Genomic DNA, 21,599 nt, shown 5'->3' on the forward strand with positions numbered 1-21,599 from the left:
GCGGCCGGACGTGGGCACCGACGACCCCGGGGCCGGGCGACCCGCCGGGGCGGCGTCGGCTCCCCCGCCCGTCACGGTGACCGTCCGGGCCGGTTCCACCGTCGACACGTACGTCTTCGACCGTCGCACCTCGGTCGTGGTGGGGCGGGCCGTCGACTGCGGGATCCGGGTCGACGACGGGCACCGGCGGGTCTCCCGCCGGCACTGCCGGCTCGACATCGATCCGCCGCAGGTGTGGGTACGCGACCTCGGCAGCCGGCACGGCACCTGGCTCGACGGCCGACCCGTCGACGGCGGGCGGCTCCTGTCGGCCGGTGACGAGGTGCGGATCGGGGGCGCGACGTTACGCGTCACCCTTGCCGGCGACGGGACGCGGGCGGCCGTAACGACCGGACCGGGCCGGGGTCGGGCCCTGCCGGCGTTGGCTGTGGCCGCCGCGCTCGGGGCCCCCGGCCTCGACGGCTTCGCCGACCACCGGGTGCTGCGCGAGCTCGGGCGGGGCGGCCACGGTGTCGTCTACCTGGCCCGCCACGAACCGTCCGGCCGGCTCGTCGCCCTGAAGACGCTGCTCGCCGACCGGGCGGTGGACCCGGCCGCGCGGGACGCCTTCCGCCGTGAGATCGCCTGCACCCGGGGGCTGCGGCACCCCAACATCGTCGCGCTGCACAGCAGCGGTGCGGCCGACGCCGCGTTCTTCCTCACCTGCGAGTACTGCCCGGGTGGCAGCGTCGCCGAGTTCGTGGCCCGGCGCGGCGGCCGGCTCACGGTCGACGAGGCGCTGCCGATCACGCTCGACGCGTTGGACGCGTTGGCCTACGCCCATCGGGCGGAGCTCGCGGTCGTGCTGGCCGACGGCCGGACGGAGACCGCCCACGGGCTGGTGCACCGGGACGTCACCCCGCACAACCTTCTGCTCGCCACCGGGCCCGCAGGGGAGGTCGTCACCAAGGTCGCCGACTTCGGGCTGGCGAAGGCGTTCGAGAAGGCGGGCCTGTCCGGGCACACGGGAACCGGCGCGACCGGCGGCAGCCTCGCCTTCCAGCCCCGCGCCCAACTGGTGGACTACCGGTACGCCCGCCCGGAGGTGGACCTCTGGGCGGTCACCGCCTGTCTCTACTGGATGCTGACCGGGGCGACGCCCCGGGACTTCCCCGCCGGGGCCGACCCGGTCGCGGTGGTCCTGCGTACCCGGCCGGTGCCCGTGCGGCAGCGGGCCGGGGCCGTGCCGCCGCGGCTGGCCGGGGTGATCGACGCGATGCTCGTCGACCAGCCCCGGGTCACCGCGACGACGGCCACGGAGCTCGCCGACGCGCTCCGGCAGGCCCGCTGACGGTGTACCGGGCCGGTGCCGGCCTGTCGCGCCGGCACCGGGCGACCCGGTTCGGCGGGCGGCGGCCGGGTGGGCCTGGGTCACTGCCGGGTCCGGGGCGGTGAGCTGCCCGGACGGGGCACGCTAGCCTCTGCCGGCATGTCAGCATTCGGCAACTCGCCCAACGTCCTGTTCGCGACGACCGTGACGGCGACCCGGCGGCTGTCGCCCGGGTTCGTCCGGGTGACGCTCGGCGACGAGCGGCTGCGGGAGATGGCCCCGTACCAGCTCGACCAGCGCATCAAGATCATGCTTCCGGTCGACGGCGGCTACCCGGCCGAGCTGCGGGCGGGGCTGCCCGAGCAGACGTGGCGACGCGAGTGGCGGTCCATTCCCGGCGACGTGCGCCCGAGGCTGCGCAGCTACACCGCGTACCGCACCCGGCCGCCAGCGGGCGAGCTGGACCTGGACTTCTACCTGCACCAGCCGCACGGCCCGGCGAGCGGCTGGGCGGCGGCGGCCCGGCCCGGTGACCGGCTGCTCCTGTCGGGCCCGCACGTGGCGGCCGGCCAACCCGGGTACGGCGTGCAGTGGGAGCCGGGGCCGGCGACGCGGGTGCTGATCGCGGCGGACGAGACGGCCTACCCGGCGGTACGCGGCATCCTGTCCGGCCTCGGCCCGGGGGTGCGGGCGACGGTCCTGCTGGAGGCCGGCGACGCGGCGGACGCCGCCACCCTCGACGACGTGACCGCCGGCCACCGGGTCGAGGTCCGGCTGCGGGGCGACGCCCGGGGCGGGACGACGCTGACCGGGTTGGTGGCCGACTGGTTGGCCGGGCACGGCCGGGCGGCGGCGACGGCGGGAACGGACTTCTACGCCTGGGCGGCTACGGAGAGTAGCAAGATTGCCCTGGTGCGTCGACTCTTCACCGAGGCAGACGTTGATCTACGGCAGGTGCACACCCAGGGTTACTGGCACGACCGGCCAGCCCGCGAAGAGATCGATGATTAGGTAATGCTAACCTAAACATCGCCGTGAGTAATCACTGTCAGTAGCCAGACGGGAACCTGCACCATGCGCACGCCGACCCCTCGAACAATCCGCCGACGCCTCCTCGCCCTCACCGTCGCCTCGGCGGCCGTGCTCGCCGTGGCCGCCTGCGGCTCCGACGACTCCGACCCGGCGGGCAGCGTCGGCGACACCAGAACCGTCGAACACGCACGCGGCAAGACCGCCGTGCCGAACAAGCCGACCCGGGTCGTCGTCCTCGAACCGGTCCAGCTCGACACCGCCATCGCCCTGGAACTCACCCCGGTCGGCGCGGCCGTGCTCAACGAGGCCGCCGGCGTGCCCAAGTACCTCGGCGACAAGGCCGCCGGCATCACCACCGTCGGCACCGTCCAGGAACCCAACGTGCAGAAGATCGCGGCCCTCAAGCCCGACCTGATCATCGGCACCGAGTCCCGGCACTCCGCCCTCTACCAGCAGCTCACCGACGTCGCCCCGACCGTGTTCATGGCCTCCCAGGCCGACCCGTGGCAGGACAACGTCAGGTTCACCGCGACCACGCTCGGCGGCGCGGACTCCGCCGACAAGCTCCTCGCCGGCTTCCAGCAGCGGTGCGCGGACATCGCCAAGAAGTTCGGCACCGCCGGGAAGACCGCGCAGCTCATCCGCCCCCGCGACGGCGTCCTCACCCTCTACGGCCCCACCTCGTTCGCCGGCAGCGCACTGGAGTGCGTCGGCTTCACGACCCCCGAGCGCGACTGGGAGAACTCCATCTCGGTCGACGTCTCCCCGGAACGGGTGCTGGAGGCCAAGGCCGACCACGTCTTCGTCACCACCGTCGACGTCAACGACCGCAGCACCATCCCCGCCTCGGTCACCGCCAACGCCGCCGCCTTCCCCCGCCTGCACCTCGTCGACCAGTCGTTCTGGATCACCGGCGTCGGCACGGTCGGCGGGAAGGTCGTCCTCGACGATCTCGAACGCATCCTCACCGCGTCGAGTTGACCGCCACCACACCCGCCCGCGCGGTACGGCCGGACACCGGCCGTACCGCGCGTCGCCGTACCACCAGGCGGTGGCTGGTCGGCGCGGTCGTCGTACTCGTGGGGTCGCTGGTGTTGTCGGTCTTCGTGGGCGCGAACCCGGTGCCCCCGGCGGACGTCTGGGCGGCGCTGCGGGGCGCGGGCAGCGACACCGCGCAGTACGTCGTCTGGGGGCAGCGCCTCCCGCGCACCCTCGCCGGGCTGCTCGTCGGAGCCGGCCTCGGGGTCGCGGGTGCGCTGATGCAGGCGTTCACCCGCAACGCGCTCGCCGAACCGGGCATCCTCGGCGTCAACGCCGGTGCCGCCGCGTTCGTCGCCGCCGGCATCGCCTTCTTCGGGATCACCTCGCCGGCCGGCTACATGTGGCTCGCCCTGCTCGGCGCGCTCCTGGTCGCCGTCGCCGTGTACGCCGTCGGCGGCGCCGCCGACCTGCGGGCCACCCCCACCCGGCTGCTGGTGACCGGGGTGGCGACCGGTGCCGTGCTCGCCGGCCTGACCACCGGGATCACCCTCACCCACCCCGACACCTTCGACCGGATGCGCGGCTGGAACGCCGGCAGCCTGCTCGAACGCGACACCGCCGTGGTGCTGCCGGTGCTGCCGCTGATCGTGGCCGGGCTGCTCGCCGCGCTGGTCGCGGCCCGCAGCCTCAACGCGCTCGCGCTCGGCCCCGACCTGGCCGCCGCCCAGGGCGTCAGCCTGGTCCGGACCCGGCTGCTCGTGCTCGGCGCGGTGACCCTGCTCGCCGGTGGGGCGAGCGCCATCGCCGGCCCCATCTCGTTCGTCGGGCTCGTGGTGCCGCACCTGGTGCGCTGGGGTGTCGGCACCGACCAGCGCCGGATCCTCGCCGGGTCCCTGCTGGCCGGCGGGATGCTGGTGCTGCTGGCCGACGTGCTCGGCCGGATCGCCGTCCTGCCCAGCGAGATGCCCGTCGGCATCGTCACCGCGTTCGTCGGTGCGCCCATGCTGATCGCGCTCGCCCGACGCCGACGGGCGACCGCGCTGTGAGCCGGCCGGTCCGCCGCACCGCCGGGGGTCGCCGGCTGTTGCTCGGCACCGACCACCGGCACGTGACCGTCGGCGTACGCGAAGCCGCCGTCTGCGCCGCCGCCGCGCTCGTCGTCGCGGCGCTGGCGGTGCTCGGCCTCTGGCTGGGTGACTTCCCGCTGCGCCTCGACGAGGTGCTCGGCGTGCTCGGCGGCCGGATCGACGGGCTGACCCGCACCGTCGTGCTGGAGTGGCGGCTGCCCCGCATCGCCGCCGCCGTCGCCTTCGGCGCGGCGCTCGGCGTCGCCGGGGCGATCTTCCAGACCATCACCCGCAACCCGCTGGCCAGCCCGGACATCATCGGCCTGGCGAACGGGTCGTTCACCGGCATGCTGATCGCCCTGCTGATGCTCGGCGGCGGCTGGCACCTGCTGATGCTCGGCTCACTCGCCGGCGGCCTGCTCGCGGCGCTGGCGATCTACCTGCTCGCCTACCGGGACGGGCTCTCCGGGTTCCGGTTCATCGTCGTCGGGGTGGGCGTCTCCTCGATGCTCGCCGCCACCAACACCTGGCTGCTGCTGCGCGCCGACCTGGAGACGGCGCTGTTCGCCGCCGCCTGGGGTGCCGGTTCGCTCAACGCTGCCACCGCCGACGTGGTCTGGCCGGCCGCCGCGATCATCCTGGTGCTGCTGGCGGTCACCCCACTGTGGGCGGCGGCCCTGGCCCAGCTCGAACTGGGCGACGACGTCGCCGCCGCCAGCGGAGTCGCGGTCGAGCGCAACCGCGCCGTCCTCGTGGTCATCGCGGTCGCCCTGGTCAGCGCGGTCACCACCGTCGCCGGCCCGATCTCCTTCGTCGCCCTGGCCGCCCCGCAGATCGCCCGCCGGCTCGTCCGGGCCCCCGGCCTGCCGCTCGCCGCCACCGCCGGGGTCGGGGCGCTGCTGCTGCTCGGCGCCGACCTGATCGCCCAGCACGTGATCCCGCTGACCGTGCCGGTGGGGGTGGTCACGGTCACCCTCGGCGGCGCGTACCTGCTCTGGCTGCTCGTCCACGAGATCAGGAGGACCCGATGGTCGACCAGCTGACCGCGCGGCTGCGGGCCGAGAACGTCACCCTCCGGTACGACCAGCGCACCGTCAGCGCCGACCTGTCGTTCGCCGTGCCCGACGGCTCGTTCACCGTCCTCATCGGGCCCAACGCGTGCGGCAAGTCGACGCTCCTGCGCGCCCTCTCCGGGCTGCTCCGCCCCGCCGAGGGTCGGGTCACGCTCGACGGATCGGACCTGGTCACCCTGCCGGCGAAGGAACGCGCCCGGCGGATCGCGCTGCTGCCGCAGACCATGACCGCGCCCGAGGGGATCACCGTCCGCGAGCTGGTCGGCCGGGGCCGCTACGCCCACCAACGGGTGCTGCGCCGCTTCTCCCACGCCGACGAGGAGGCCGTCGAGTCGGCGCTCGACTCCACCGGCACCACCGACCTGGCCGACCGGCGGGTCGACGAACTCTCCGGCGGGCAACGCCAACGGGCCTGGATCGCCATGGTGCTCGCCCAGGAGACGCCCCTCGTCCTGCTCGACGAGCCCACCACCTACCTGGACGTGGCACACCAGATCGACGTGCTCAACGTGCTGCACCGCCTCGTCACCCGGGGACGCACCGTGGTGGCCGTGCTGCACGACCTCAACCACGCCGCCCGGTACGCCACCCACCTGGTGGCGATGCGCGACGGCCGGATCGTGGCCGAGGGGCACCCGGCGTCGACCGTCGGTGCAGGGCTCGTCGCCGAGGTGTTCGGGATGCCGAACCAGGTGGTCCCCGACCCGGTCACCGGGGCACCCATGGTCGTACCGGCCGACACCCGGGAACCGGCCGCCGGATGAGGTGGGCGACGGCGGCCCGGTCTCCGGGGCCGCCCGCAGGCGTACCCGACCGGGAGGGCGTGGTCGGGTAACCTGTGGGCGAACGGGCCGCTAGCTCAATGGCAGAGCTGAGGACTTTTAATCCTTAGGTTCAGGGTTCGAGTCCCTGGCGGCCCACCACGATCCGCCTTGGACGCGAAAGCGTCTGACGAAGGTCACCGGGACGCAGCCGGGGCACGACGCAGCCCCGGTCCTCGTCTGCACGCAGACCCCGAGCACTGCCCGTCTCCCGCCTGCGGCCACCCACCGGGCCCCGCGGCCGGTCCCTCTTCGGGCACCCGGTGAACGTAGATCTGCACGTGATCCGCAGGCTGGCGGCCTCGATCCCACCGGCGTCGGCCGGGACGCCGGTGGGCCGTGCGCTGGAGGGCACCGCTGGACGCCTTCCATTTCGCCTTCGAGATCGGGTCCACCCCACCAACGACCGACCACCTTGGCTTCCGAGACCAGCCGTCGATGTAACCGGCCCTGCCTGGCCGGCTACAGGGTGCATCGGAGCCTCAGGCGGCCCCGGCAATCGGGTCCAAGGGTTCGGCGTTGCTGCGGCGGATACTCACCACCTCTCCCTCTTCGTGCCAACCAAGCTGTTCCGCTTTCGCTCCCAGCGCGTAGAGGGTGGGTGCGTTTGCGCGCTGGCGGAGCCTGGCGAGCATTCCTTCTGCCGTCCTCGTGCTGACGTAGAGTGCTGCTGCCGCAGCGGCGACGGTCTGACCCAACAACAGTAGTCGCAGTAATTCGTGTTCCTGGCCACTAACACTTCTGTCCCCCGTGGACATGACAACCTCCGGCTGAGAATCCCGGCATCGGTAATCAAGAGCCTAGGGTGCAGCACCTATCCCCGACTGTCAATGCCGACAAATCCACCAAAGGCTCGATACCGGACACGGTCGCCGCACTGCTGCGGGTATCCGCAACCCTTCCCCGGCAGGCTTGTCGTGGCCCCATGGGTCCGGCCAGTCTGCATCGACGGGAGTTCCCGTGACAACTATCGGTTCCATCGGGAGGATGCATCTTGTTCGCCAAAGGGATTATCGGCCGCATTGTCGCCCTCACGGCCCTCGTGTCCGGGAGTGTGGTAATCATCAGCGCCACGGGAGCGCAGGCGGCACCTGAGCCCCTCTGTCTCAGCACTTCCGCGGCCAACAGGGCGACAGCCGGCGACGGCGGGGCAAAGGCGTTGGACCGCACCCTCGTCGCCCTGCGTCGTTCCGGCAAGTCGCAGGCGGAGATCGACCGGACGCTGTTCGCCGAGGAGGGACTCAGGCTCGTCTCGACCCCGACGCCCCGAACCGCTACTCCGATGTCGTCGGAAAGCATCGTCAGTGTGCCCGCGCCCTCCATATACAGGGACACCTGCACCAGTAAGTACTACGCGATCGCAACGTGGAAGTTCAGCAGTCTCACCTCACTCAAGAGTGACGGTGGTTGCACGACCACGTGCAATGTCGGTGGATACGACGTGTTCGCGATCTCCTTCAGCCGTAACGTCTCCTCGGTGTCGGGATACTCCTCGACCGCGTGGGGCGCATCCAGCACGTTCCCGTCCTTCAGCCTGACCATGGTCTCCGGCGGGACCGACGGGGTCGCGGCCAGGGCGCAGGATCGACTCTGCGGTGGATCCGGCTGTGGCGCGCTGGACTACAACATGTACAACGGCCAGATCGTGTACTCGATCAATACTCCCGGCTGCGGCGAGCTCCAGGCCTTCTCGGAATACACCCACACCTGGTCGACGGCACAGATCACCGGCATCGGCGTCGGGATCGACTCGATCAGCGTTTCGTGGAACCCGACCGACAAGGGCTGGGACAAGGGCAGCCAGCCCTCGAACGTCGTGCGGCCGTGCTGAGGCCCGGCGCAGTCTCCAGGGCATCCGGTGGCGTTCTCGTCGCGGCGGCAGTGCTGACGGCCACCCTCGGCGTCGCCTCGCCCGCCCTGGCCAACGACGGCAACTGCGGACCTGGCGACTTGTGCCTCTTCGAGGGCAACAACATGAGCGGTGGTCGCTGGGACCTGGGCAGCAGCGACAGCGACTACGCCAGTGGCGACAAGTGGTGGGGGACGACGATCTCCATCAACGACCAGGCCAGTTCCGGACAGAGCAAGTACAGCTTCTGGGATGCCTACCTTTACGAACACTCCTACTACCGAGGCTCCTGGCTCCGCATCCTCCCGGGGGAGAAGGTCTACTACTTCTCCGACTACGGGTTCAACAACAAGGCTTCTTCCAACGACTACTGAACATTCCGCATGTGGCGGAATTGAGAGATAATTGTCATGCGTCAGGCGCTGGTGGCCCTGCCGGCCACCAGCGTCTCAATCGCAGAGGTAGGCCATGCCACGATTGAGAACTTTAATCCCCGTCGTTGTGGTGACCTTTATTTCCGGCTGCGCAGGGCCGACTGCCGAAGTTGCGGGTGAGCCGGAGATAAGTGTCCGTACGGAACCGGTGCTCGCCGAGAAGGTTGCTCTCCCACTCGACGCCTACATGCTCGACGCGCGGAGCGAGGCGATAGTCACCTACGCAACTTCCCTGATCGCCGCGAAATGCCTGGCTCGCTTCGGCTACCAGGTCGTTCCTCCACCGCTGGTCGAGGGACGCCCCGGTCATCCCGACAGGTTCGGCATCACGGACGAGGCGGAGGCACGACGCTACGGCTACCACCCGCCTCCCAGCCGGCTGGCCGGCCCGAGGCGGGAGCCGGAGTTGCCCCCGGGGGCCTACGCGATCATGCATGGCGAGGTCGCCAGGAGCGAAGCCGGCCAGGTTCCGGAGGGCGGATGTCTGGGGGAGGGACGCCGGGCGCTGGGGTCAGTCTCCTCGGAGAGTTTCGCGCTGCCCTTCGCGCTCGCCGGTGAAGCGACGGCGCGGGCCAGGCAGGACCGTCGCCTCCTGGCCGCCTTCGACGACTGGCGTGACTGCATGTCGAAGCGGGGCCATGACTATCCGGACCCCTGGAAGGCGAATGACGATGTGCGGTGGCAGGGTTCGAACGTCGCGACGGCAACCGAGAGGGAGGTCGCGGTCGCCGATGTCACGTGCAAGCGCGAGACGAACCTGATCAACATCTGGATGGCAGTGGAGGCGGCCTACCAGACGCGCTCCATCGAGGAGAACGAGACCCGCCTCGACGAGGTCAAGCAGACGATGGATGCGGAGCTTCGCGCTGCCACATCCGTCGTCATGTCGAGTGGGACAACATGGTCCCCTCACGTCGCACCGCGTTGATCGCGACAACCGCTGCGGTGGCTGTACCCACCGGTCGACCGTGGCAGGCTGGCGAGCTTTCCGGGCCCGATGCCACCACGCCGTGCCCGAACTCGACGGGCACAGGGGGAGGACATCGCGATGAGCGGTGAAACACACGACGGCTTTTGCCGGTGCGGGTCCGCGAAGGCTGGCCTGGCGACAAGACGACGGTGGTTGGCACTGACCGCTGGGGCAGCTGTCCTGTCCGTAACCGGTCTGGTGGGCTCGACCTATGTGAAGTCGCCGGCGGAGCGGCGAGCGGCCGCCGCGCCGCCAACTCCCACCGTGCTGACCGCGCCCGTCGAGCGCAGGGTTCTGGCGGACACCGTAGTCGTACGGGGGACCGTGGTCACCGAGCGGCGAATAGAGGTCACGCCCGTGGTGTCCGATGTCGGCGCTCAGGTGGTGACCCAGGTCAGGGCGAGGACCGGTGCCACCGTGCGCGCGGGGCAGGTCCTTCTCGCCGTCTCGGGACGGCCCTTGGTCGTACTGCCGGGGCGCACACCCGGCTACCGTGACCTCAAGCCGGGAGACAGTGGTGAAGACGTCACGCAGCTTCAGCATGCCCTGAAAGGACTGGGCCACTACCGGGGCGGCGACCGGGCAGGGTACTTCGGTGCATCGACCAAGTCAGCGGTGCGACGACTGTACCGCTCGATAGGTTACGACGTTCCTGACACAGGAGGCCGCGGCGGAGCAGCCGATCGTCCTGCCCTGGACGCCGCTCGGTCGGCCATCGAGTCAGCGGAACACGAGCTACGGACCGCGGTTCGCGACGCCGCAGGTCAAGATGCCGTCGACATCGCCCGTCGTCGTTTCGAACGCGCGAAGGCGGCAGAGACGGAACTGATTGCGCATACGGGGCCGATGCTGCCGTTGGCGGAAGCTGTCTTCGTCCCAGCGTTCCCGGCCCGGGTCATCGACATGAAAGCGGAGGTCGGCCGCAAGATCGAGGAGCCCCTGCTCACCCTCGGCGCCGGGAATCTCAGCATCGAGGCGAAGCTGCCCCCGGACCAGGCCACTCTGGTGCAACCCGGGATGGGGGCGATCGTGGCGTCGGAGATCACCGGCGACGAGACCGCCGCGAAGGTCACTACGGTTGGCGAGCCGGTGGTGGACAGCACGGGTGGGGCGGCTCCACACTGTGTCGTCCTCCTGCAGTCGCTACGCAGGTTGCCGTCAAGTTGGGCCGATCTCGACGTGCGGGTCACGGTGACCTCCGCCAAAAGCGCGCGGAAGGTCCTGGTGGTGCCGGCGTCCGCGATCTTTGCCGGTGCGGACGGAACATCCGCCGTGCTCGTCCAGCCGGCTGCCGGCGTCCCCGTCAGGACCGAGGTACGCGCCGGGGCGAGTGCGGGTGGATTCGTCGAGGTCACCCCACTACACCAGGCACGCCTGCGGGAGGGCGACGTCGTCGTGGTGGGTACCGGCGCATGAACGACCTCATGCGCCTGAGTGCGATCGGACTCACCTATGCCGGTCCGCCGCCGGTGCGAGCGCTCAACGACGTGAACCTATCGATCGCGGCCGGCGAACGAGTCTCCGTGGTAGGCGCCTCCGGTTCCGGAAAGTCGACCCTGCTGAACGTCATCGGGCTGCTGGACCGACCTACAGCCGGGTGCTACGAGTTCCGGGGCAGGGATGTGGGCTCGCTGTCGGAAGGGAAGCGATGCGCGCTGCGCGCTTTCGAGATCGGGTTCGTCCTCCAGGCGTTCCACCTGCTGCCCCGGCGCTCGGCGTTGGAGAACGTGGAACTCGGCCTGCTCTACCGGGGCATAGCGGGTGAGACGCGCCGGGCAGCGGCCATGGAGGCGCTGAAGCGTGTCGGACTGGCCCGTCGAGCACAGGCGATGGCCAACAATCTCTCCGGAGGGGAGCGGCAGCGGGTCGCTGTGGCGCGGGCCATCGTCGGACGGCCGCAGGTGCTGCTCTGCGACGAACCCACCGGGAATCTCGATAGCCGGAGCGCGGCTGACGTCCTTGATCTCTTCGACGAACTTCACGGTGACGGTCTGGCGCTGATCGTCGTCACTCATGACATGGCGGTGGCGGATCGGTCACCGCGCTCCATCTCCGTCATGGACGGGGTGGTCACGTGAATCGCCGCACCAGTGTCCGCTTTCTCGACCTGATGTCCGAGGCCTTGGCCGGCCTGCTGCAGAGGCCCGGTCGATCGGTCCTGACGGCACTCGGCGCGGTGCTCGGCATCACCTCGCTCGTCTCGGTCCTCGGCCTCGCCGCTACGACCGGGGCGCAGATTGATGACCACTTCAGCGAACTCGCCGCGACGACCATCACGGTCGAGGATATCGGCAGAGCCGGGGAGATCTCCTCTCCGCCGTCCTTTCTCCCGGACGCACCGGAGAAAATTGCCCGCCTGAACGGCGTGACGGCTGCGGGAGTGTGGTGGCCGGTACCGAACGAGCGGTATCACCTTGCGGCAGCGCCCGGAGTCCGCAACGACACGAATGTGGGTGTGATGGCTGCGGACAGTGGTGCGCTGGCCGCAGCGGAAATCAAACTCCGATCGGGTCGGATCTTCGACACCTTTCACGAAGAACGTGCGGAACGGGTGGCCATCCTGGGTGCTGCGGCGGCCGACAGGCTCGGGATCTCGACCCTCGCCTACCAGCCCACGGTCTTCATCAATGACATGCCGTTCTCAGTGATGGCGGTTGTCGACTCGGTAGAGAGGTTGCCCGAGCTGCTCCTCAGCGTCATCATCCCCCCGAACTCGGCCGTGGTCGCGTTCGGCACGCCCGAGGAACCTCGTGCCCGAATGCTGGTGGAGACGAGGGCCGGGGCAATTTCCCTTGTCGCATCCCAGATAGCGTTGGCTTTGCGACCGGAAGCTCCGGAGATGTTCAAGGTGGTAGCGGCCGGCGACCCTCAGTCGCTACGCGCGAAGGTCACCGACGATCTCGACGATATGATCATCGTGTTGGCAGTCGTATGTCTCGTCATTGGCGCGGTCGGTATCGCCAATACGACGCTCGTGTCAGTCTTGGAACGGGTCGAGGAGATCGGGCTGCGGCGGACGCTGGGCGCGCGGCCGTGGCACATAGGTGTCCAGTTCATAGCCGAATCCGCGGTGCTCGGCGCGACCGGCGGGCTCATCGGCACCGCCCTCGGCGTCTCCCTCGTCTTGTCCATCGCCATCGCGCGGAGGTGGACCGCGGTGATCGAGCCTTGGACGGTCGCCCTGGCACCCTGCCTCGGCTTGGCAATCGGGCTATCGGCAGGGCTCTACCCAGCGCGTCGTGCGGCGCGTATCGAACCAGCCGACGCAATGCGGCGATGAGGTAGCGTAAGAAGTGACATCTACCGATCAGGAGGGCGCTGTGAAGATTGGTCACCCGCAAGTACGGTCAGCAGCCTGCGTCGTTTTGTCAGCCTTGGCCCTGTCCGCCTGTGGAGGTCCCGCCCGCACCGAGGTAGATGTGGAAATCCGCCTCAACTCGTGCAACACGCAGAAGGCGAGCTGCCTTGCGTCGGGGCTTTCTGAAGCCGAGATCTCGCTGGTGGATGCCGACGGGCAGACCATCGCCTCCGGAAAATCCGACGACGCGGGTAAGTTGGTGCTGGCGACAGGGGGTGCCGTGGGCGAGGCGCGGGTGATTGCCGTGTCCCCGCTGATTGAAGGTGGCCGGAAAGAGGCAAATCTCGTTCTTCCCCGCGAGGGAGAGACGACAAACATCACCATCATGGCCAACGGATCCGGGACCCCTTCACCCTAGTCAATCCCACTTGCAGAGACCCGTAAGAATTGATCAGATCCTTGCCGCACCCTCTTGCTTTCCATAGGCTGGAACCGCCAATAAAATCAAGACAAGGGAGTCGTCGTGAAAATTTGGCGGTTTGGAAGAACTGTTTCAGCGCCCCTCGTCGTCGCCACCACGGCAGCGATCATGGTGTTGGCCGGGGCAAGTGCGGCTACAGCTAACGACGGGGTCTGCGGTTCAGGTGACGTGTGCCTTTACGAAGACACGTCGTGGAGCGGTGGTCGCTGGGACGACAGTGGCAGCGTCTCGAACTTCACGAACGAGCGTTGGTGGGGAACGTCGCGATCCATCAACGACGCCGCGAGTTCCGCCGAGAACAAGTACAGCTGGGCGGTGGCCACGCTGTGGGAGCACTCGTTCAACCGCGGAAGCAAGGTCAGCTTCGGTCCAGGGATTCGGATCGGAAACCTGGGCGACTACGGAATGAACAACAAGGCGAGCGCCAACTGGTGGGGCTAGCCACCAGCACCATGCTCCCACGAGACCAACGCGACTTGGCGTGATCCTCCATCCTCCCGAGCGAAGGACGCCCTGGCGAGAACAGCCTCACCCAGGGCGTCCGCCCGCCAGGTCCGATATGAAGCCGGGCGACTGTCACTCGGCGCGACCGGCTGGCCCTCCGGCCCGACACGAAGCGCCGAATCCCGTCGCGCCGCCCGGTGACGCGGAGCGGGGGCAGTTGCTGCGCGCGATGGCCAGCGACGCCATCCGGGCCAGCCTGGAACGCCACTTCGGGGTGAAGCTGGCGTTCCAGAACTGCCACCGGGTCGCCGCGTTCCGTCCGGCGGCGGTCGACTCGGAGTCCTACCGCCGGTTCGTCTCCACCCGGGGCCAGCTCCTGAACCAGTCACCCGAGCTGCGCAACTGCTGACCCGTCGCCCGGGTGTGCCGGACCGGCAAGAACCGTCCCGGTCCGGCACACCCGGTGGCGCCGGTCGTCAGCGGGCGCACTCCGCGCAGGTGCCGAAGATCTCGAAGGTGTGCCCGACCTCGGTGAAGCCGTGCTGGGCGGCGACCTGGTCGGCCCACCGCTCGACCGCCGGCCCGGCCACCTCGACGGTGCTGCCACACCGGCGGCAGACCAGGTGGTGGTGGTGCCGGCTCTGGCTGCACCGGCGGAACAGCTGCTCGCCGCCGGGCAGCCGGGTGGAGTCGATCTCCTGGGCGTCGACGAGCAGTTGCAGGGTGCGGTAGACCGTGGTCAACCCGACCCGGGCCTTGCGGGCCAGCAGCATCTGGTGCAGCTGCTGCGCGGTGTGGAAACCGTCGACCTCGCGCAGCAGCGCCAGCACCTCGCCGCGCTGACGCGTGTTCCGGGTCACGTTCGGCATCGCCTGGGTCACCGTACCGCCGTCTCCGCTCGTCGCCCCGGCCCCGCCCGGCGGCCGTCGCTGCTCCCCGCCCCCGCCGGTCCACGCGGAGGCCGTACCCATTATGCGCTGCGGATACGGGCACCCCACGGCCCGAGGCGGGCCCGGGGGGACGACGACCGCCGGAGGCGGGTCAGGCCACGGCCGCGACCGTGGTGAGGGCCGCGTGCCGCGACCGGGCGACCACCGCCAGCTCGGTGGCCGGCACCAGCTCGTACTCGGGCACCCCGGCGCGCAGCACGGTGAGCAGCTTCTGCCCGGTCACGGTGCAGGTCCTGCCCCGCGCCGCGAGCAGCGCCGGCACGTCCGCGAACGAGCCGGTCGCCACCACCGCGCCGGCCACCCGCAGGGTGGCCAGGCCCTCGGCGGCGAGCACCGCCTCGACGGCGTCCGGGTCGTCGCCGGTGAGCACCACCGAACGGGCGTCGGCCACCACCGCGTACGCCGGGTCACCGGTCGGGCCGATCACCGAACCGACCCGGAAGTCACCGGTGTTCAGTCGGCAGGTGACCGTCACACCGTGCCGGGCGGCCAACTCCACGGCCCCGGGGTGCAGCACCTTCGCGCCGGCCCGCGCCATGGTCACCACGTCGGCGTACGCCAGGCTCGGCAGCAGTCGCGCCGCCGGGACCTGCCGGGGGTCGGCGTCGTACACGCCCTCGACGTCGGAGTGGATGTCGCAGCCCGGCAGCCGCAGCGCGGCGGCGACCGCGACGGCGGACAGGTCGGAGCTGTTCTTACCCAGCCAGGTGGGGCGCTGGTGGGCGTCGGCCGCCTGACCGCCGGGCAGCACCAGCGCGTCGGCGGCGGCGAGGTGCCCGTGCAGGTAGACCGGGTCGACACCGGTGAGCGCGGCGGCCTGCCCACCCGCCGGGCTGCTGGCCAGACCGATGTGGTGCGGCGGCAGCAGCTCGGCGCGCAGACCGGCGCGTTCCAGCGCGATCCGCAGCAGGGCCGCGCCGACCGTGTCGGCCAACGGCAGCAGGCCGAGCAGGGCCGGGCTGCTGACCTCGGGATGCAGTTCGGTGGCGAGCCGACGCAGTTCCTCGGTGGCCCCGGGCATCCCGCTGGTGACGACCACCAGTTTCTCGCCGTCGCGGACCCGCCCGGCGAGGTGGGCGGCGACGGTGTGGAAGTGCTCCGGACCGGCGAAGCTGGAACCGCCGAACTTGACCACCCGTACCCGGCTCACCGGACCCCCCTCGCCACCAGCACCTCGGCGATCTGCACCGCGTTCAGCGCGGCGCCGATCCGCAGGTTGTCCGCCACCAGCCAGAACGCCACCCGGTTCGGGTGCTCCGGGTCGACCCGGATCCGCCCGACGTGCACCAGGTCGGCGTCGTCGAGGGTGCGCGGGGTCGGCGGCCGGTCGGTCCACACCCGGACCTCGGGCTCGCCGGCCAGCAGCGCGGCCAGCTCACCGGCGTCGACCGGCGCGTCGCAGTCCACCACCACGGTCTCGCTGTGCCCGTTGAGCACCGGCACCCGGACGCAGGTGGCGGTCACGTCCAGCGTCGGGTCGCGGAGGATCTTGCGACTCTCCTGCCGCATCTTCTGCTCCTCCAGCGTGAAGCCGTCGGCGAGCAGGGTGTCGATCAGCGGGATCACGTTGTAGGCAAGCGGCACCCCGAACGCCTCGACCGGGCCCGTCCGGGTCGGGTCGTCGGTCGCGGCGGCGGCCTGGGCACGCAGTTCCGCCATTCCCCGGTTACCCCGGCCGGAGGCCGCCTGGTAGGTGCTGACGGTGACCCGGCGCAGGCCGTACCGCTGGCGCAGCGGGGCGAGCAGGCGCACCAGGGGAATGGTGGAGCAGTTCGGGTTGGCGATGATGCCGCTGTCCGGCCGCCGGTGCAGCACGTCCGGGTTGACCTGCGGCACCACCAGCGGCACGTCCGCCGCCATCCGGAACGCGTTGGTGTTGTCGATGACCAGGGCACCCTGGGCGGCGGCGCGACGGGCGTGTCGTTCGCTGACCCCGGTGCCGGCGGAGAAGAACGCCAGCCGTACGGCGGAGAAGTCGTACCGGTCGAGGTCGTGGACGGTGGCGGTGCCGCCGGGCACGTCGATGCGCTGCCCGGCGGAGCGCGCCGACGCCACCGGCACGCACTCGCCGACCGGGAAACCCCGCTGGACGAGCAGGTCGATCAGGGTACGACCCACCGCGCCGGTGGCCCCGACGACGGCGGTCGGCACCGCGACGCCGGTGGCGGCCCGCAGGTCGGTCGCGGGGAGAGCGGGGGTGTCGGTGGAGGATGTCACGTCAGCCCTGCTTTCGAAGGACGGAGTGGGGTGACCAGGCCTCGTCGACGGTCACCAGAGGAGTGGGTGCCCCGGTCGCCACCGGCACCTCGGCCGGCTCGGGCACCGCGGGCCCGGTCGACGCTTCGCCGGGCGCGGGGTTCGGGCGGCGGACGGCCAGCGGTTGCCAGCGCAACGTCACCCCGAGGCTGGACAGCACGATCAGCACGATGCCGACGATCTCGGCGAGGGTGGGCCGGTGGGCGTAGACGACGACGTCGCAGACGATCGCCACCGCCGGGTTCACGAACGCCACCACGGCGATGGTGGAGCTGGGCAGGTGCGGGACGGCGGAGTAGAGCAGGTGGTAGAGCACGCCGGTGTGGAACACCCCGAGCACCGCCAGCCAGATCCAGCTGCTCGCACCCGGGGCCGGCAGTGCCGCGAAGCGGACGAACGGCAGCAGCAGCGGAATGCCGATCAGCACCTGGATCAGTGCGGTGATCTGCGGCCGTACCCCCTTGAGCTGCTTCGCGGCGATGGTGGCCAGGGCGTAGAGGACGGCGGCGGCCAGCGCGTTGAGGATGCCCAGGAGCTGCCGGGAGTCCAGTCCCCCGCCGCGCAGCGCCGTCCACAGTTCGGTGGTCAGCACCAGCCCGACGAAGGCCAGCACCACCCAGCCGACGTTGGCCCGGGTGAGCCGTTCCTTGAACAGCAGCGCGCCGAGGAACAGCACGTAGAACGGCTGGGTGTGGTAGACGACGGTGGTGATGGTGATCGACGTCTGCTCGAACGAGGAGAACAGGAACACCCAGTTGAACACCAGGCAGACCCCGCCACCGGCGGCGAGCAGCAGGTTGCGCCGGGTCAGCCCGGTGTTGCGGAAGTAGCCGCCGACCAGGCAGGCCACGGCGAGGGCGACCGCGCCCAGCACGCACCTGGCGAAGACCACGTTGAACGCCGGCTGCCCGGATTCGAGGACGAACACCCCGATCGTGCCCCAGCCCGCCATCGCGACGATGATCTGGACCATCGGTGTCCTGCTGCTGCGGTGGTTCTCCATGGTGTCCCTTCCGGTTGCGGTCGCCGCCCCCTCGGCTGCGGCCGTGCTCAGGCGAACGGCGGGGCGTACATCAGGCCGCCGCACGTCCACAGGTCGTTGAGGCCACGGGGCACGTCGAGACCGCTGGCCGCGCCGAAGCTGCGGTCGTACACCTCGCCGTAATTGCCGACCTGACCGACGGCGTCGCCGATCCAGGTCTGCGGCAGGCCGAGCGTGTCGCCGAGGCGGGCCTGCGCGTCCAGCAGCGCCGACGCCGCACCCTGGCCGACGGTGGCCGAGGTCAGGCCCTCCTCCTCGGCGGCGATCAGCGCGAAGATGATCCAGCGGACCGTCTTGAGCCAGTGCGAGTCACCGTCGGCGACCGCCGGGCCCATCGGCTCGCGGGAGATCAGCTCGGGCAGGACGACGTGGGCGTCGGGGTCCGGCAGCCGGGTCTTCTCGGCCGCCAGCACCACCCCGTCGCAGACGTACGCGTCGACCGCGCCGTCGCGGTAGCCGACGAGCGCGTCCGCCGCGTCCGGGTACGGCACCACCTCGACCTCGGCGCCCAGCGGCGCGTAGTAGCGGGCGAGGCTGGCGGCGCTGCTGGTGCCGCCGAGCACCCCGATCCGGCGTCCGGCGAGCTGCGCGGCGGCGGTGACGCCGGCCGCCCGGGGCACCAGGAACGCCCCGCCGTCATAGCAGGTGGTGGCGACGAAGGTGGCCCCGAAGCCGGCCTCCCGGCTCACCGTCCAGGTGGCGTTGCAGGTGAGCAGGTCGATGTCGTCGCCGGCGAGGGCGGGCATCCGCTGGTCCGGGGTCAGCGGCACGAACTCGACCGCGTTGGCGTCACCGAGCACGGCGGCGGCCACCGCACGGGCCGTGTCCACGTCCAGGCCCTGCCACCGGCCGTCGGTGTCGGGGGCGGACAGGCCACGGATGCCGGTGCTCACCCCGGCGCGCACCGCGCCGTGGCGGCGGACCCGGTCGAGGCGGGCGGTCGTGCTGGTCAGGACCGAGGTCATCGGGTCTCCCTGTCAACGGGCCGGGCTCAGGGCCGGCGTGGTCGGCTCGGTGGTCGGGGTGTCGAAGCGGCGCTGGTTGAAGGCGAGCATGTCGATCAGTTCGGCCGAGCCGAGGTCGGCGGCGTGGCCGGTGGCGGGCCGCAGCGGCATCCGCCCGGTGCGGGTCCAGCGCAGCGTCCCGTCGGGTTCGACCCGGCTGCGGGCCTGGTTCGCGTTCTCCGGGTGCAGGCAGAACGGCACGTCGAGCAGGCCGGTGCCGAACGCCGCGGCGAGGGCGGCACCGGGCTCGGGGTGCAGGTCGAGCACGGCCTCGACGAGCAGCCGCGCCTCCGCGTACGCCGGGGAGGCGGCCGGGTCGAAGGACCGCCGGGTCGGTGCGGCGCAGCGGGCCGCCTGGGTGGCGGCGAACTCCAGGGCGGCGACGTTCTCCGCGACGGTGGGGATGCGGAACGCCTCGGCCGAGGTCTTGACGATCAGCCGGGCGGCCCCACCGGCCACGGCGAGCCGGACGCTCTCCGCCAGGATCTCGGCGGCACCGGCCGGCGTGCGGGGGAACAGCCCCATGAACGTGTAGACCACCAGGTGTACGTCGCAGTCGGGCAGGAACTCGGCGGCCAGGTGTCGCAGGGCCAGCAGCGCGTCCAGGTCCTGCCCGGGGTTGGTCTGCTGGGCGAAGCTGAGCGACAGGCTGCGTACCCCGTGCCGCCGGAAGAACAGGCCCTCCAGGATGCCCAGCGCGACGAGCAGGGACGGCGGGCAGAGTTGTCCGAGCATGCAGCCGGCGAAGCTCTCCAGGTGGGCGCCCCGCCCGTCGCCCACGGTGGCGAGCAGTTCGCAGCAGGCCGCCCACTCGTCGATCGCCGCCCGCAGCGGCACCCGGCTGTAGGGCAGGCAGTACGACACGGGTCCGCCCTCGGTGGCGTCGAGGCCGGCGTCGAGCAGGGCGTGGAAGATGCCCAGCGGCAGCGCCGAGCCGTGTCGTACCTGGACCGGGAAGTCGTCGGCGGCGATGTCCTCCAGCATCGCCCGGGTCATCACCGCCCCGTGCGCGACCAGTGGATAGCCGTTGAGGTCGTGCCCGTGCACCAGTGCACGGGCGGCGCTGGCGTGGTCGCCGACCCGGGTGAAGCTGTCCAGGGTGAGGGTGCCGGCGGCGGTGGCCCGGGCGGCACGGACGGCGAGCAGGCCGCCGCGCATCTGTTCGGTGGTGGCGAAGCCCATCCGGGGCTGCACCACCAACCGACCGGCGGCCTGGTTGTCGGCCACGTACGACGCGAACCGTCCCCGGGTCACACCGGGCTCGCGGCCAGGTGCGGGCGGGCGTGCAGGGTGTGCAGGTGGGCGCGGAAGTCGTCGACGGCCCGGTCGCCGACGAAGACGCCGGTGTACCCGGCGTCGAGCAGGGCGGGCACGTGCCGTTCGTCGGCGGACCCGGCCACGCCGAGGTTGCCGCCGATCACGACGGGGGTGGTGTGGTCGTGCCGGCGCAGCCGGCGGACCAGTTGCTCGCCCTCGACCGCGCCGTGGCCGTTGACGGTGCTGACCACGACCAGGTCGGGCGTGTGCCGCAGGTGGGCGGCGACGAGGTCGTCGATCGGCGTGCAGGCGCCGAGGTTGACCACCCGGAAGCCGTGCTCCTCCAGCAGCAGGTGGAGGTAGACCAGGTTCCAGGTGTGCGAGTCGGAGGGAATGGTGGACAGGACAGCGACCGGTGCGTTGGCCGTCGAGAGGCGCATGCCGAACTCCAGGACACTTCGCTAGCGGATAATCGTCACGGAAAATGGGCACGACTGGTCCGCCGCAGCCTCCGGGCGGAAGCTCGGCGAAAGATGCCGTTCCATGGTCAGAGAAAGATGATCTGGCTAGCGCAGGCCCGCCATTGCATTGAACACCGCAACTCCCCGTAAGTGGGTGTCTCACACATCTGTCGGTCGCCGAGTCTAGGACGCGACCAGAACCCTGACAAGCAATGTCCCGGTTGACTTCCGGAGGGTCGTCGTCGGTGGATACGGACGGTAGCCAAACCGCCACCGGCGCTCCGCGCAGGGCCCACCCGCGCCGCCTGCGGGCCACTCCCCACCAGCACCGCCCGCCGGGCAGGCCGCCACCCGCAGTGGCGCAGGGTGATCGAAACAATCTATCCCGGCATCCCATATAATGGGACATGGTCGACTGTGCGGCCCTCGACACCCGACGACCACCCGCTGCGGAGTGACCCAGATCATTCCCGCCATCGATCGCTCCCCCGCCGCTCACCCAGGGGGCCCGGATCATCGATCCGACACGTGTTCGGCTCACCCCGAGGCGCCCGACCGAACCGGGAAACCCCCGCCACGGATCACCCTTCCCGCATCGCGGGACACTTGAACAGGTCAATTGATGACTGCGGGTCACGGACGACGTCCCACCGATGGCCTGGGGATAGATAAGGCACGATGGCCTGCCACACACGGTGACGGGTCGACCCGGGGCGAAGAGATGCATTGCACGGCCCCCGCAACCGACCTATGGTCTACCCGCACGCCTGATCGACAGTGATCAGTGCGGCACTCATAGTCACCGGCGCCGCCGCGTCACGGGGGTCCCCCGCACCGCGCGCAGCCGACGAACATCCGGTCGTCGTCGAC

General features: G+C 70.8%; 21 protein-coding genes, 1 tRNA gene and 1 pseudogene. 16 read left to right on the forward strand and 7 right to left on the reverse strand.

Going from position 1 to position 21,599, the window contains the following annotated elements:
- Positions 1-10 precede the first annotated feature (10 nt).
- From ACN265_RS29860 to ACN265_RS29935, 16 genes and pseudogenes are all read left to right on the forward strand, one after another.
- Positions 11-1,330 (forward strand): protein kinase domain-containing protein, encoded by a 1,320-nt coding sequence (locus ACN265_RS29860; RefSeq protein WP_421410769.1) that lies wholly within the window; start codon positions 11-13, stop codon positions 1,328-1,330.
- 138 nt (positions 1,331-1,468) lie between these two features.
- Positions 1,469-2,320 carry a siderophore-interacting protein gene (locus tag ACN265_RS29865; RefSeq protein ID WP_421410770.1) on the forward strand — a complete coding sequence of 284 codons (852 nt, stop codon included), beginning with the start codon at positions 1,469-1,471 and terminating at the stop codon, positions 2,318-2,320.
- A 63-nt stretch (positions 2,321-2,383) separates the two neighbouring features.
- Entirely contained in the window at positions 2,384-3,322 is a 939-nt protein-coding gene (locus ACN265_RS29870) for an ABC transporter substrate-binding protein (protein WP_204925685.1), read from the forward strand.
- Positions 3,319-4,368 carry a FecCD family ABC transporter permease gene (locus ACN265_RS29875; protein ID WP_232377957.1) on the forward strand — a complete coding sequence of 350 codons (1,050 nt, stop codon included), beginning with the start codon at positions 3,319-3,321 and terminating at the stop codon, positions 4,366-4,368. The genes ACN265_RS29870 and ACN265_RS29875 overlap by 4 nt, the downstream gene beginning before the upstream one ends.
- On the forward strand, positions 4,365-5,432 hold the full coding sequence (locus tag ACN265_RS29880) for a FecCD family ABC transporter permease (protein ID WP_421410771.1): 1,068 nt from the start codon (positions 4,365-4,367) through the stop codon (positions 5,430-5,432). The genes ACN265_RS29875 and ACN265_RS29880 overlap by 4 nt, the downstream gene beginning before the upstream one ends.
- Positions 5,429-6,226: an ABC transporter ATP-binding protein gene (locus ACN265_RS29885; protein WP_357925793.1), complete on the forward strand. Its 798-nt coding sequence runs from the start codon at positions 5,429-5,431 to the stop codon at positions 6,224-6,226. The genes ACN265_RS29880 and ACN265_RS29885 overlap by 4 nt, the downstream gene beginning before the upstream one ends.
- Before the next feature lie 84 nt (positions 6,227-6,310).
- Positions 6,311-6,385: transfer RNA gene (locus ACN265_RS29890), tRNA-Lys, on the forward strand.
- An 892-nt stretch (positions 6,386-7,277) separates the two neighbouring features.
- On the forward strand, positions 7,278-8,114 hold the full coding sequence (locus ACN265_RS29895; protein WP_420118565.1) for a hypothetical protein: 837 nt from the start codon (positions 7,278-7,280) through the stop codon (positions 8,112-8,114).
- A 50-nt stretch (positions 8,115-8,164) separates the two neighbouring features.
- The gene (locus ACN265_RS29900; protein ID WP_363650001.1) at positions 8,165-8,506 is read left to right on the forward strand and encodes a peptidase inhibitor family I36 protein; all 342 of its coding nucleotides are present in this window, start codon (positions 8,165-8,167) and stop codon (positions 8,504-8,506) included.
- A 208-nt stretch (positions 8,507-8,714) separates the two neighbouring features.
- Positions 8,715-9,494, forward strand: coding sequence for a hypothetical protein (locus tag ACN265_RS29905; RefSeq protein ID WP_420118567.1), 780 nt, complete (start codon positions 8,715-8,717; stop codon positions 9,492-9,494).
- A 195-nt stretch (positions 9,495-9,689) separates the two neighbouring features.
- On the forward strand, positions 9,690-10,952 hold the full coding sequence (locus tag ACN265_RS29910; RefSeq protein ID WP_420118568.1) for a peptidoglycan-binding protein: 1,263 nt from the start codon (positions 9,690-9,692) through the stop codon (positions 10,950-10,952).
- Positions 10,949-11,614: an ABC transporter ATP-binding protein gene (locus ACN265_RS29915; RefSeq protein ID WP_421410772.1), complete on the forward strand. Its 666-nt coding sequence runs from the start codon at positions 10,949-10,951 to the stop codon at positions 11,612-11,614. The genes ACN265_RS29910 and ACN265_RS29915 overlap by 4 nt, the downstream gene beginning before the upstream one ends.
- Positions 11,611-12,816 carry an ABC transporter permease gene (locus ACN265_RS29920; RefSeq protein ID WP_421410773.1) on the forward strand — a complete coding sequence of 402 codons (1,206 nt, stop codon included), beginning with the start codon at positions 11,611-11,613 and terminating at the stop codon, positions 12,814-12,816. The genes ACN265_RS29915 and ACN265_RS29920 overlap by 4 nt, the downstream gene beginning before the upstream one ends.
- A 40-nt stretch (positions 12,817-12,856) precedes the next feature.
- Positions 12,857-13,252, forward strand: coding sequence for a hypothetical protein (locus ACN265_RS29925; protein WP_421410774.1), 396 nt, complete (start codon positions 12,857-12,859; stop codon positions 13,250-13,252).
- 105 nt (positions 13,253-13,357) lie between these two features.
- Positions 13,358-13,756: a peptidase inhibitor family I36 protein gene (locus ACN265_RS29930; RefSeq protein ID WP_421410775.1), complete on the forward strand. Its 399-nt coding sequence runs from the start codon at positions 13,358-13,360 to the stop codon at positions 13,754-13,756.
- Between the two features lie 181 nt (positions 13,757-13,937).
- Positions 13,938-14,168 (forward strand): annotated as a pseudogene (locus ACN265_RS29935) (SCO5389 family protein); the annotation flags it as partial.
- Positions 14,169-14,235: 67 nt separating this feature from the next.
- Here the strand turns inward: ACN265_RS29935 and ACN265_RS29940 are convergent.
- The 7 genes from ACN265_RS29940 to ACN265_RS29970 all read right to left on the reverse strand — a co-directional run bounded on the left by ACN265_RS29940 (position 14,236) and on the right by ACN265_RS29970 (position 20,708).
- The gene (locus tag ACN265_RS29940; protein ID WP_145917370.1) at positions 14,236-14,628 is read right to left on the reverse strand and encodes a Fur family transcriptional regulator; all 393 of its coding nucleotides are present in this window, start codon (positions 14,626-14,628) and stop codon (positions 14,236-14,238) included.
- Between the two features lie 172 nt (positions 14,629-14,800).
- Positions 14,801-15,859, reverse strand: a complete 1,059-nt coding sequence (locus tag ACN265_RS29945; RefSeq protein ID WP_421410776.1) for an aspartate kinase — start codon at positions 15,857-15,859, stop codon at positions 14,801-14,803.
- Positions 15,856-16,926: an aspartate-semialdehyde dehydrogenase gene (locus tag ACN265_RS29950; RefSeq protein ID WP_421410777.1), complete on the reverse strand. Its 1,071-nt coding sequence runs from the start codon at positions 16,924-16,926 to the stop codon at positions 15,856-15,858. The genes ACN265_RS29945 and ACN265_RS29950 overlap by 4 nt, the downstream gene beginning before the upstream one ends.
- 1 nt (position 16,927) lies before the next feature.
- Complete coding sequence (locus ACN265_RS29955; protein ID WP_421410778.1) at positions 16,928-17,938, reverse strand: DMT family transporter; 1,011 nt, start codon at positions 17,936-17,938, stop codon at positions 16,928-16,930.
- 77 nt (positions 17,939-18,015) lie between these two features.
- Positions 18,016-18,972, reverse strand: a complete 957-nt coding sequence (locus tag ACN265_RS29960; RefSeq protein ID WP_421410779.1) for an amino acid ABC transporter substrate-binding protein — start codon at positions 18,970-18,972, stop codon at positions 18,016-18,018.
- A gap of 12 nt (positions 18,973-18,984) precedes the next feature.
- Positions 18,985-20,265 (reverse strand): methylaspartate mutase, encoded by a 1,281-nt coding sequence (locus ACN265_RS29965; RefSeq protein WP_421410780.1) that lies wholly within the window; start codon positions 20,263-20,265, stop codon positions 18,985-18,987.
- The gene (locus ACN265_RS29970; protein WP_204925676.1) at positions 20,262-20,708 is read right to left on the reverse strand and encodes a cobalamin B12-binding domain-containing protein; all 447 of its coding nucleotides are present in this window, start codon (positions 20,706-20,708) and stop codon (positions 20,262-20,264) included. Before ACN265_RS29970 ends, ACN265_RS29965 begins: the two co-directional genes overlap by 4 nt.
- Positions 20,709-21,599: the final 891 nt, after the last annotated feature.

The sequence above is a fragment of the Micromonospora sp. WMMD730 genome, assembly GCF_049178955.1.
Classification (GTDB): domain Bacteria; phylum Actinomycetota; class Actinomycetes; order Mycobacteriales; family Micromonosporaceae; genus Micromonospora; species Micromonospora wenchangensis.